Annotated in this window: 15 protein-coding genes; 7 read left to right on the forward strand and 8 right to left on the reverse strand. The window is 62.3% G+C overall.

Going from position 1 to position 10,220, the window contains the following annotated elements; genetic code table 11:
- Positions 1–5 precede the first annotated feature (5 nt).
- The 4 genes from psbH to SynBMKMC1_RS01980 are packed head-to-tail and all read left to right on the forward strand — an operon-like array spanning position 6 to position 1,379.
- Positions 6–206 (forward strand): photosystem II reaction center phosphoprotein PsbH, encoded by a 201-nt coding sequence (psbH, locus tag SynBMKMC1_RS01965; RefSeq protein WP_006042330.1) that lies wholly within the window; start codon positions 6–8, stop codon positions 204–206.
- Between the two features lie 35 nt (positions 207–241).
- Positions 242–490 carry a TatA/E family twin arginine-targeting protein translocase gene (locus SynBMKMC1_RS01970; RefSeq protein WP_186472540.1) on the forward strand — a complete coding sequence of 83 codons (249 nt, stop codon included), beginning with the start codon at positions 242–244 and terminating at the stop codon, positions 488–490.
- Between the two features lie 5 nt (positions 491–495).
- Positions 496–1,122, forward strand: a complete 627-nt coding sequence (gene pth / locus SynBMKMC1_RS01975; RefSeq protein ID WP_041428745.1) for an aminoacyl-tRNA hydrolase — start codon at positions 496–498, stop codon at positions 1,120–1,122.
- On the forward strand, positions 1,122–1,379 hold the full coding sequence (locus tag SynBMKMC1_RS01980; RefSeq protein WP_011932242.1) for a DUF3146 family protein: 258 nt from the start codon (positions 1,122–1,124) through the stop codon (positions 1,377–1,379). Before pth ends, SynBMKMC1_RS01980 begins: the two co-directional genes overlap by 1 nt.
- Here the strand turns inward: SynBMKMC1_RS01980 and SynBMKMC1_RS01985 are convergent.
- The 4 genes from SynBMKMC1_RS01985 to rph all read right to left on the reverse strand — a co-directional run bounded on the left by SynBMKMC1_RS01985 (position 1,357) and on the right by rph (position 4,589).
- Positions 1,357–1,794 (reverse strand): resolvase, encoded by a 438-nt coding sequence (locus SynBMKMC1_RS01985; protein ID WP_186472541.1) that lies wholly within the window; start codon positions 1,792–1,794, stop codon positions 1,357–1,359. The genes SynBMKMC1_RS01980 and SynBMKMC1_RS01985 overlap by 23 nt on opposite strands.
- Complete coding sequence (locus tag SynBMKMC1_RS01990; protein WP_011932244.1) at positions 1,791–2,996, reverse strand: DUF3084 domain-containing protein; 1,206 nt, start codon at positions 2,994–2,996, stop codon at positions 1,791–1,793. The genes SynBMKMC1_RS01985 and SynBMKMC1_RS01990 overlap by 4 nt, the downstream gene beginning before the upstream one ends.
- Before the next feature lie 57 nt (positions 2,997–3,053).
- Entirely contained in the window at positions 3,054–3,788 is a 735-nt protein-coding gene (gene ntcA, locus SynBMKMC1_RS01995) for a global nitrogen regulator NtcA (protein WP_370593927.1), read from the reverse strand.
- 75 nt (positions 3,789–3,863) lie between these two features.
- Entirely contained in the window at positions 3,864–4,589 is a 726-nt protein-coding gene (gene rph, locus SynBMKMC1_RS02000; RefSeq protein WP_011932246.1) for a ribonuclease PH, read from the reverse strand.
- Between the two features lie 159 nt (positions 4,590–4,748).
- Between rph and SynBMKMC1_RS02005 the strand changes: the two genes are divergently transcribed.
- A complete protein-coding gene (locus SynBMKMC1_RS02005) occupies positions 4,749–5,357 on the forward strand; it encodes a cob(I)yrinic acid a,c-diamide adenosyltransferase (RefSeq protein ID WP_186473282.1) in 609 nt (202 codons plus the stop codon).
- Entirely contained in the window at positions 5,357–5,950 is a 594-nt protein-coding gene (gene dcd, locus SynBMKMC1_RS02010; RefSeq protein ID WP_011932248.1) for a dCTP deaminase, read from the forward strand. Before SynBMKMC1_RS02005 ends, dcd begins: the two co-directional genes overlap by 1 nt.
- Positions 5,951–5,971: 21 nt before the next feature.
- Here the strand turns inward: dcd and thyX are convergent, their stop codons facing one another.
- Both thyX and SynBMKMC1_RS02020 read right to left on the reverse strand, forming a co-directional pair.
- Positions 5,972–6,697: an FAD-dependent thymidylate synthase gene (gene thyX / locus SynBMKMC1_RS02015; protein ID WP_186473283.1), complete on the reverse strand. Its 726-nt coding sequence runs from the start codon at positions 6,695–6,697 to the stop codon at positions 5,972–5,974.
- A 69-nt stretch (positions 6,698–6,766) separates the two neighbouring features.
- Positions 6,767–7,315 carry a thioredoxin domain-containing protein gene (locus SynBMKMC1_RS02020; RefSeq protein ID WP_186472542.1) on the reverse strand — a complete coding sequence of 183 codons (549 nt, stop codon included), beginning with the start codon at positions 7,313–7,315 and terminating at the stop codon, positions 6,767–6,769.
- A 115-nt stretch (positions 7,316–7,430) separates the two neighbouring features.
- Between SynBMKMC1_RS02020 and SynBMKMC1_RS02025 the strand changes: the two genes are divergently transcribed.
- Entirely contained in the window at positions 7,431–7,901 is a 471-nt protein-coding gene (locus SynBMKMC1_RS02025) for a hypothetical protein (protein ID WP_186472543.1), read from the forward strand.
- On the opposite strand, the gene SynBMKMC1_RS02030 is transcribed toward SynBMKMC1_RS02025, so the two are convergent.
- Positions 7,858–9,942: a lytic transglycosylase domain-containing protein gene (locus tag SynBMKMC1_RS02030; protein ID WP_186472544.1), complete on the reverse strand. Its 2,085-nt coding sequence runs from the start codon at positions 9,940–9,942 to the stop codon at positions 7,858–7,860. The genes SynBMKMC1_RS02025 and SynBMKMC1_RS02030 overlap by 44 nt on opposite strands.
- A complete protein-coding gene (locus SynBMKMC1_RS14805; protein ID WP_222930374.1) occupies positions 9,915–10,142 on the reverse strand; it encodes a hypothetical protein in 228 nt (75 codons plus the stop codon). Before SynBMKMC1_RS14805 ends, SynBMKMC1_RS02030 begins: the two co-directional genes overlap by 28 nt.
- Positions 10,143–10,220 lie beyond the last annotated feature (78 nt).

The following is a 10,220-nucleotide window of genomic DNA, read 5'->3' on the forward strand; positions in this document are numbered from 1 at the left end:
CCGTTATGGCTCAACGCACTCGTCTGGGCGATCTGCTCCGTCCCCTGAACTCTGAGTACGGCAAGGTCGTGCCTGGCTGGGGTACCACGCCCGTGATGGGAATTTTCATGGTGCTGTTCCTGGTCTTCCTGCTCGTCATCCTGCAGCTGTACAACCAGTCGTTGATCCTTGAGGGCATCAACGTCAACTGGAATGGGGCTGGCTGATTGCCGTCGGCTCATCCCTTTCGCGGGTCAGGCTCATGAATGTGTTTGGAATCGGCCTTCCTGAGATGGCCGTTATTGGTGCTGTGGCATTGCTTGTCTTCGGTCCGAAACGTCTGCCGGAGCTCGGTCGCACCCTGGGAAAAACCTTGAAGGGATTTCAATCCGCTTCCAAGGAATTTGAACGGGAAATCAACAAAGCCATGGCCGAGCCCGAAAGGCTTCCTGAAGCGTCTGAGTCCTCGACGGACAGCACGCCAACAGCAAAAGACGTCAGCACCGACTGATCGTGATCAAGTCCGGCGACCTCCGGTTGGTGGTGGGGCTTGGTAACCCCGGTGATCGTTACGCCTCCACGCGTCACAACGTGGGGTTCATGGCTCTCGAGCAGCTCGCTGCCCGGGATCATGCTCGCTTCCGCGCCATGGCCAAGCTTCAAGGTGATTTGGCCGATGTGGGTGCTGGCTCGGATCGGCTGCGCCTGCTGATGCCGAACACCTACATGAATGAGAGCGGTCGATCGATCCGCGCCACCCTCGACTGGTTTGGTTTGAATCTGGGGCAAGTCATCGTTCTCGTCGATGACATGGACCTTCCCCTGGGGCGGCTGCGCTTGCGGGCCCGGGGCAGTGCCGGTGGCCACAACGGATTGAAAAGCACCATTCAGCATCTCGGTACTCAGGAGTTCGCCCGTCTTCGCATTGGGATCGGCGCTCCAGGGCGTTCTCCCGAGGAGCGCCGGGCGCGCACGGTGTCCCACGTGCTGGGGGCATTCAGCCGTGAGGAAGAGCCTTTGCTCAAGGAGGTCTTAAACGAGGTTCTTGCCGGGTTGGAACGCATCCAGCGTCAGGGACTGGAGCGGGCGGGCAATCACATCAATGCCCTGAATCTTGCCCCTGCTCAGAGTGAGTCGGTTTGATGGCACCGTTGCCAGTCACCACAGCCCATCTGAGGGTGCACCGCCAGAGTTTCAGCGAGCAGTGTCTGGAAGGTGAAGTTCAGGCTGGTGGTTTTCTCTGGCAGTTTCAGTGGTTCTTCAACCGCGGTGAACTGAACGTTGAGCCGTCGCTCGGACGCGCCTTGATCCAGGATGCGCTGCAGCGATTTTTGGTGAAATCCGACTACCGGCTCGAAGCCGGAGGGGATTACAGCTTCACGGTTCGAGCCAAGTTCTGAGGGGAGCCGGTGCCGGCCATTGCAATCGGCAGTTGAGCGCAGACTCGAGAATCACCAGAGCTGCGACAGCATCGAGATCGCAGGGGGGGATGCGCAGACCCTCAGGGAGCAGTCGCCGCCAACCTTGAGGAGGCCAGAGCTCCCAGTAGCGACGTCTGGCCGCAAGGGTGGTGCCGCGTTCGTCGACAACGGTGAGTGGCAGGTCCGCTGGCAGTTGGTCACGCCAGTGGGCACTGGCAGTGCCGTTGCCGATCACCATACGCTCAAGTGGACCCACACCGCGCCACTGCTCCAGGGTTGCCAAGACGGACTCTGCCGGTGCGACCTGGCCTTCAAGAACGCGTCCCAAGTCCAGGTCAACGAGCACAAGCCCGCATTTGCTTCGGCCTGGATCCAGGGCGGCGATGCGGCTCACAGTGAATCCCCCGCAGGGGCGGATTGGAAGCTGCGTTGCACCCGAAGCTCAATCGCCACGGGATCGGCTGTTTCAGTGTCGCCAAGGGCCACCGCCTCCAGCTCAACCCGCCCGGTGCTGCGCTCGATCAAGGTCTGTCCAAGCGCATTCAGCGCCTGGGAGTCGAATTGCAGTCCCTTGCTGATCGATCCCCGCCGTTGAATCTCCGCCAGTGTTGAGGCCAGAAGCAGGTTCAACCTGTTGCGCACCTCCTCGGCAGATGTTTCTGTGCTGGCCAGTGCGGTTGCGGCAAGCACCTCGCCATCGCGGGTGATGGTGAGGTTCGGCCTGACCTCAGGAAAGGCATACACAACCGTTTCCCCCTGGAGCACGTTGGCGGCCGAGCGCAGCAGCACAACCCAGGTGCCTGGTTTGCGGATGGCGTCTTCCAGGCGTTTGATGTCCTGACGGGGCACCAAGAGGATCTGCTTGTCGGGTGTTTGCCCCGGCAAAACCTGCTGATAGGCCTGAAGATTGGCTTCCCGCAACACCTGGTCGATGACCTGGCGCGCCTGGTCAGGGCGTTCAAGCCTGAGCGTGACTGTTGCCAAGGGCTGACCACTGCTGATGGCCACGTTGCCGCGGCGCAGGGCCAGAAGATTGTCTTCCAGCTGTTTCAATTCGGCTTCGCCGGAGCGAATGCGATCCCGCACCGCGGCGAGCTCTCGGTCGGTTCTGCGGATTTCGTCATCGCGTTGGCGAACGTCCTGGCTAAGGCGTTGTCGCTCGGCTTCCAGCCGGCGGGTTTGCTCCTGCAGGGGTTTGAGGGTGTCTCTCAGCTCCGTGGCTTGTTTGCGCGCTTCCTCAAGGCGACGACGCACTTCAATCTCATCCTTGCGCGCTGTCTCCAGTTGTCGTCTGGATTGTCGCTGTGCCGACCGACTGGACTTGAGATCGGCACGGCTGCTGCGCAGGCGCGCCTGAAGGTCGTTCAACTCAAACAGGCCGACGCGCAACTGCCTGCTGACGAGCAGCATCAGCCCCAGGGAGAGGACGCTGATCAAGCTGCCGGTGAGCACGGTGATCACCACCGCAGTCTGGCGGGGACGCAGGCCGAAAAGGCTCAGGCGTGCCTTACCCACCTTGGAGCCGAGGCGATCCCCCAAGGTCGAGAGCACACCCCCAAGCACCAGCAATGACAGCAGCAGTAACCAGCCGGTCACAGAGAATTCATCGCAGGGCGTGCAGCTGGAACGCCGCTATCTTCACCTGTCCAACGTTCAACTGAAGCGTTTGGCCAGGGCAATTGGATCGAGAACCGTGATTTTTTTGCGGTCAATCTCCACAAGCCCTGAATTGCGAAGGTCTCCGAGCAGACGAGTGATCGTGACTCGGGTGGATCCGATGGCCTCGGCGATGGCTTGATGCGACAGTCGCAGATCGATGGTGATCCCCTGGCTTCCAGGAATGCCGAAGTCGCGGCAAAGCACCAGCAGAAAACTCACCAGGCGGGACGACATATCGCGGTGGGTGAGCGTCTCGATCATGGTCTCCGTTTGGAGGATTCGGCTTGAGAGTCCCTGCAGCAAGAGCAGTCCAACCGAGGTATCGGCTTCGATGGCTTGGCGGACCGAGGTGGCGGGAGCCGTGACCATTTCCACTCTCGTGAAGGCCACGGAGTGGTAGAAGCGATCAGAGCGATGGCCGGTGAGCAGGGAGAGCACACCGAACAGGCTGTTCTCTCGAAGCAGCGCCACGGTGATCTCTTCCCCTGACTCATAAACGCGAGAGAGGCGCACTGCACCTCGGCGGATCAGATACACCTTTTCCGCCGGATCGCCGGGGAAGAAAATGGTCTTGTTGCGTTCGATCAGCTCCGTGTTGGCACCGTCGAGGTCGCGGATCACCTCCAACAGGGTTCTGCTGGTGGGAGCGGGTGCGTTGGCGAGGCTCACGTTGCCCATGCGGCCCTGCTGGGGCACTGTGCGGCTGAAGCCGCGGATTACTTCGGGCATGGCCAGCACCTCGCTTCAAGGAAATTAAGGAGCGATCGATTCCCACCCTGTAGCAACGCACACGGTTCCAGGGGCTCAGCGCAGTCGTAGCGCTTCCTTCTGGGCGTCCATTAGTTGCTTCAGTCCAGGCTCCGCGCGGTCGAGGAGCAGGTTCAGTTGCTGTCTGCTGAAGGCTTTGCCTTCCGCTGTGCCCTGAAGTTCCAGCAGCTCGCCACTGTCATTCATCACCACGTTGAGGTCCACGTCAGCCTGGGAATCCTCGCTGTAATCCAGATCAAGCAGGGCCTCGCCTCCGAGCAGTCCCACCGAAACGGCTGCCACCTGGGAGCAGACCGGATTGCTCTGCAGCACTCCCTGCTTCACGAGAGATTCACAGGCGTTCTGCAGGGCAAGCCAGGCTCCAGTGACCGAGGCCGTGCGTGTGCCCGCATCAGCCTGAATCACGTCGCAGTCGATCAGCAGGGTGTTCTCCCCAAGTGCCTCCATGGAGAGTGCTGCGCGCAAGCTGCGACCGATCAGGCGTTGAATCTCCTGGGTGCGGCCGGAGAGCTTGAGCCATTCCCGTCGCTGGCGTTCGGGGGTGGACCCCGGAAGCAGCCGGTATTCCGCGCTGAGCCAGCCGAGGCCCTGGTCACGGCGCCAACGGGGCACGCCTTCTTCATGGCAAACGCTGCAGAGCACAGCGGTTCGGCCGGTGCGCACGATCACGGAGCTGAGGGCGAAGCCCATGGGATCCCATTCAACGGCGAAGGGCCTGAGTGCGGATGCTTGGCGTCCGTCCTTGCGGGAGGTGGTGTTCATGCCTGGCGACGATGGCTTGCTTGAGCCTGCCAGTTGGACCGGTACACCATGGGCCAAGACACCATGGATGGTGTCAAAGGGCTTGTGGATCGGATCCGCACCGCTAGATTCGAACTCTGCTGGGCCGTCTGGACACCAGCCCTGACGCCAGCGAACGAGATGACCACCAGCCTGAGCCCCAGCCACCGAGCCCGAGACGTCCGCAGTGCGGACCACCGGACGCTGGAGCAAGCCGGTCTGCGCGGCCTGCCTGCCTTGGAGCCGCGGTCACCGCTACACCTGGTGGCGCCGGAAGGACAGCTGCAGGTTCACACGGCCCCGTACCGCGGTAGTTACGGGACCGTGTTAAGCCAGTCTCTGCGCAGCGCAGGGCTGGGGAGCCGGGTGATGGTGGCCCAGTTCCTCAAAGGCGGTGTGGTGCAGGGGCCTGATGCGGCGGTCACGCTGTGTGACCGTCTGATCTGGATGCGTCCGGCCGTGCTCGAGTGTTTGTCCCAGCCTGCTGCCCAAGCGGAATCAGCGGTTGTGGATGCGGTGCAATCAATCTGGAGCGCCTGCTCCACCCATCTCAGTCGGGGAGATCTTGATCAGCTGGTGCTGGATGAGCTCGGTTTGGCGATTGCCTTCGGCTACCTCGATGAACAGGAGGTGCTGTGTCGTCTGGAGCAGCGTCCGGCATCGATGGATGTGATCATCACGGGGCCATCCATCCCCGACTCGCTGATGGCTCTGGCTGATCAGGTCACGGAATTGCGCACAGGGTTCTGATGCTGAAAAACGATCGCTGGATCACCGAGCAAGCGGCTCAGGGGATGCTGGAGCCGTTTCAATCGGGACTGGTCCGGCATCTAGAGCCGGACCAAAAGCTCCGCCCGGTGCTCAGTTTTGGTTGCTCGTCGTATGGCTACGACCTGCGCCTTTCGCCGCAGGAGTTTCTGATCTTCAAGCACGTGCCCGGCACGGTGATGAATCCCAAGCGGTTCAACCCTGCCAATTTGGAACCCACCGAGCTTCACCACGACGAGGATGGTGATTACTTCATCCTCCCGGCCCACTCCTATGGGCTTGGTGTGGCGCTGGAAAAGATGAAGGTGCCGCCCAACATCACGGTGATCTGCCTTGGCAAGAGCACCTATGCCCGCTTGGGCATCATTGTGAACACCACGCCGGCGGAAGCGAGCTGGGAAGGACATCTCACCCTGGAGTTCAGCAATAGCTCAGGGGCTGATTGCCGCATTTACGCCAATGAAGGCATCTGCCAGTTGCTGTTCTTTGAAGGTGATCCCTGCGACACCACCTACAGCGACCGCCAAGGCAAGTATCAGCATCAGCCCGAGCGGGTCACCCTGGCCAAGGTTTAAAAGCCTGCGGGAGCCTTGCCTTCAGGGCGCCAGCCTCGCTTTATGGAGTCGACTTTTTTCGTACCAGGCTGCGAACTCAGGGGCCCAGGTTTGCAGGTGCGGCCAGAGCAAATCACAGAGTTCACGGATTTCCTGCTGGGCATCGAGCTTGGCGCGCAGATCCATGAAGTGCAGAAAAGCGCGCAAGCTGAAGCTCACCACGAAGTGCTGGCGGTAATCAAACGGGAGAATCCCCCGGGCGTGCTCTTCTGCGAATCCAGCTTGAAGCAGATCCCGATAGCGGACCGCCGCCTGCCTGCACAGCTCCAGATCTTGTTGTCTTAACTCTGAGCTGTAGTGATATTTCTTGCCCTGGCGATCGCTGTAATCCCCCACTGGCCTGAGATAGAAAACATCCTCCAGGTCCAGGTCGCCATCGGCAGCCCTGGCAATGCGATCGCCGGTGTAGCGCATCGATTGCACATCGAAGCTCACCCCCACCCGGTGGGTGCGGGCCTGCTGCATCACCGAGTGCGGAAACCAGCCCACATTCAGCACGATCTGGGCGTGCTCGAGCGGACCGTAGTGACCGCGCTCTCCGGCCAGAAGACGCTTCACGCAGATCTCGCCGGCTTTGGTTTCGTCAGGCCAGTCGGCGCGGTCGGCAGCCACAAACCCCTCGCTGTAGTCCTGATGCATGCCGGCGTAAACGCACTGCTGGGGGTTTGGCGTTGCAGCGATCAGGTCGACGCGGAAGCGGGGATCCATGGTCACGTCGGATTGGGTAACAGGCGTGCGTCGATCATGGCCGGTCTGCCTGGGAATGGCTGCGCAGGTCTAGGAATGGCTGCGGGGTCCGGCTGCGGAGGCCATCGAGGCCGGCTCTGGCAGAGGGCTGCTGCCGCCAACGCCTGTCAGTTTTGGCAATGGGGCGTTCGTCACCAGCGCGGCGGCCAGGGTGTTCAGCTCGCCTTCCGTGCGGCCACCGAGGGAGCGGCCCCGCAGGTCTCCGTCAGCAGCGAAAAGGTTGAGCTGAGGAATCCCCGTCACGTCGTAGCGGTCGGTGAGGTCGAGCCAGCGAGGGTTGTCGATGTTCACTAGTACCACGTCGAGTTCGCCTGCGTGGGCGTTTTCCATCGCCAGCATGGCGGGAGCCATCTCCCGGCAGACCTCGCACCAATCGGCGTAGAACTCCAGAATCGTGGGCTTGCCATTGCTGAGGGCCACCTCTGGTGCCAGCGAGCGGCGCGCCAGCTGGTCGAGAGGTGATTCCGTGATCCCTCCATTGCGCACCAGAAACAAACTCACGGCTAACGCAATGGCCGACACGAGCAGAAGACCTTTCTGCAGGGATGTGAGGCTTGTGCTCTCGGGAGTGCCAGTCATCCAGGAGAGGGATCGACCCTCATCTTGACAGGACAAACCAGCTGGTGTTGCTAGCGTTTAGTCGCGAATTCTGCATCGCTATCCGGTCTATCCATCAGGGAATCCCGCCACGCTGATGCCTCTTCTGCGCTTTCTGCTGCTGCCCCTCAGAGCTCCCTTGCTCCTTGTGCTTTTCGGTGTGTCGTTGTTCCTCGGTCACCACTGGGCCATACAGGAAGCCTGGCTTTCGAAGGCCCATCAGATGAGTGTCAACGTGTTCTGGACGATCGAGCTGATTCAGGCGTTCGCGGTGGTGGTGATCTGCACAATGCCGGATCTGCTGCTGCGTCAACTCTCCTTGCTGATGGCCTCCAGTCGGGTGCTCAGCCTGGTGGTCACGCTCACCTTGGTGATCACCGTTGGTTTGTACGTGCTCAGTCTCAGCCTGCTCTCTGATGTGTTGATTCTGGCGTCTGCCACCCTTCTGGCTCGGCTGGATCTCACCAGGATCAAGGTGGTGCCGGCTCCCCAGATCACAGCCTTCTGGCTGGCCTTGATTGTGATCAGCGGGATCTGGATCGGTCACGACCTTCCCAGTCCGGTTTGAGATAAGCCCAGAGATTTCCAAGCACCTTCTTGGTGTAAAGCCTCGTCTCCGGGTAAGGAATCCGTTCAACCCAAAGTTCTGGATCTTGGGCGAGTTCCTCAGTCCGCCACGAACCAGCGGCTCCTGGTCCGGCGTTGTAGCTGGCGGCGGTGAGCCAGATGTTGCCCTGCCACTCCTCGAGTAACCAGGCCAGGTAGCGCGCGCCCAGGATTGTGTTGCGACCGGGTTCTTGAAGGTCGTCGTCGCTGATGGGAGCGGCCGCCATCTCCGCAGCCGTGGCCGGCATCAGCTGCAACAGGCCCACGGCGCCCACCGGTGAGCGCACGCCCGGGGAAAAGCGCGATTCCTGACGGGCGATCGCCAGAAGCAATTCCAGGCGCACCGCTTCCTGCTGCGCTGCGGCGCTGAACTCAGGAAGAAGAGGTCGCGGATGCTGGCTCTGGTGCAGCTGCAGCTGCGTTTCGTCATCGGGCGCAACCAGCCGCAGATTGGCCCTCCACAACCGATTCAGGCCTGTCCAGTAGTCCTGCACGCCCAGGCGCAGCCGCCCTTCGATCAGCTGGCTCTGGGGAGAGGGTTTGACGTCGGCTTGGCTGCTGCGCCAGGTGTCCCAGGCCTCCTGGCGCAATCCCAGTCTCCAGAGTTGATCCACCAATGGAATGCCGCTGTTCAGAGGGCTCCAGCCCTGGCCCATCCCCGTGTTGTTGGCCTTGATGGTTCGGGTTGCAGCGGCAGCCGTCTCCCCCCTCAGGGCTGGCAGATCGCCGCCGCCGAGTCGGGCTTCGGCTCGCCAGGTGTAGTACCCAGGGGGATAGTCCTTCACCAAGGAGTCCCAGACGCGCTCTGCCTGCTCCTGTCTCCCCAGCTTGGCCAGACTGAAGCCGATCCAGAACTGCTGCCGTGCGGCCAGGGGATCGGGCAGCTTGTTCCCGGGGATGGTGTTGAGAACGCTGAGGGCCTGGTTCCACTGGCCTTCCAATAACGCGCTGCGGGCCAGATCCCATTGCAGCTGCCAGATCGCTGGGTGATCCGGCCATCGTTTCAAGACCTCCAGCCCGTTTCGGTTGCCGTTCAGGCGGACGCGGGCTGCGGCCACATCGGCTGAACGCTCTTGCAGCGACAGCGGCAGCCCATCCAGCAGCGCTTGCTTGGGCCTCAGTGGCTCACTGAGGAGAGCCGCGGCCTTAAGGGCTTCCTCGGATTGAGGATGGGCATTGGCCAAGTCGAGAAGCAGCGCCTCCCCGCGACGTTTCTGGGCTGGGGTTCCGCGCAGCAGAGTGCGGCCGATGATCAGTGCCTGGGGCGGTTGCAGCGGAGTGCCCTGAAGGCAGAGCTCCGCGGCCTGGCCATCGCCGAGTTCGGCCAGGGCTGAGGCCAGGCTGAGCCGTTGCTCTTGCAAGAGTCCGATGCCACTGATCGTCCCGCAGCTGCGGCGCATGAGGCTGGCCGCACCTGGCCAGCGGGGCCCCCAGCGTGCCAGGTGCAAGGCGTTGGCCTGAAGGGTGTCCTGGTTGGCGTCATCGGGGAGTTCTGCAGCCGCCGCGAGGGTGGCGGGATGGGCAGGCTGCTGGGACAGCAGTTGTTGCTTCAGCTGCGCGTCCTTGCCCTTGAGGTAGTAACGGGCATCGGCGCTGGCAGCGCTGGTGGGGAAGCGCTCGAGCAGGCTGCGCCAGCGCTGTTTTGCTTCTGAAGGCCGGCCCAGCCGTTGAGCGGCCAGGGCTTGCTGCTTGAGCGCCACGGCGGCCAGGGGCGCCGGTCCCCACCCCTGGCCGGCGAGCAACCGCCGCTGGCGTTGTGGCGAGTCTTTGCTGCGGCTGGCCAGGAGCAGGGCCGCTTCCCTGCGCTGCACCGGGTCAAGCGACCAGCGATAGCGCGCCCACACCTGGGCGCTGTCCATCCGAGGGGTCACAGCGATGGCTCGCTGACGCAGCAACCGCTGCCCGCCCACGATCGCCATCAGCGTGAGAATCGACGTGCCTCCGAGGAGCAGAAGTCCGCGCGTCGGTCCAGCACTCACACAGGCTCTCTGAGCTGCTGCCATTCTGTGCCCAGTGGCAGGCAATGGATGGGTGCGGATCCGCGCACGCCCCGCCCCGGGCGGCGGCAGCGACTGCGTTGCTTGAGCGTCTGCTGTGTAGCCCTTGTGGTGTGGGGGATGCGTTGGCTCTGGCCGTTGCAGTGGCTGCCTGGATGGGTGGTGCTGTTGGTTGGCGCCTGGGCATTGCTGGAACTGGTTGCCATTCTTTTGCTCCCCCAGCGCTGGCGTTGAACCTCTGGCGTGCAGCTATGGGCCTGTCCTTGCGTTGAAGGACTAACGCT

Source organism: Synechococcus sp. BMK-MC-1, assembly GCF_014279955.1.
Classification (GTDB): Bacteria; Cyanobacteriota; Cyanobacteriia; order PCC-6307; family Cyanobiaceae; genus Synechococcus_C.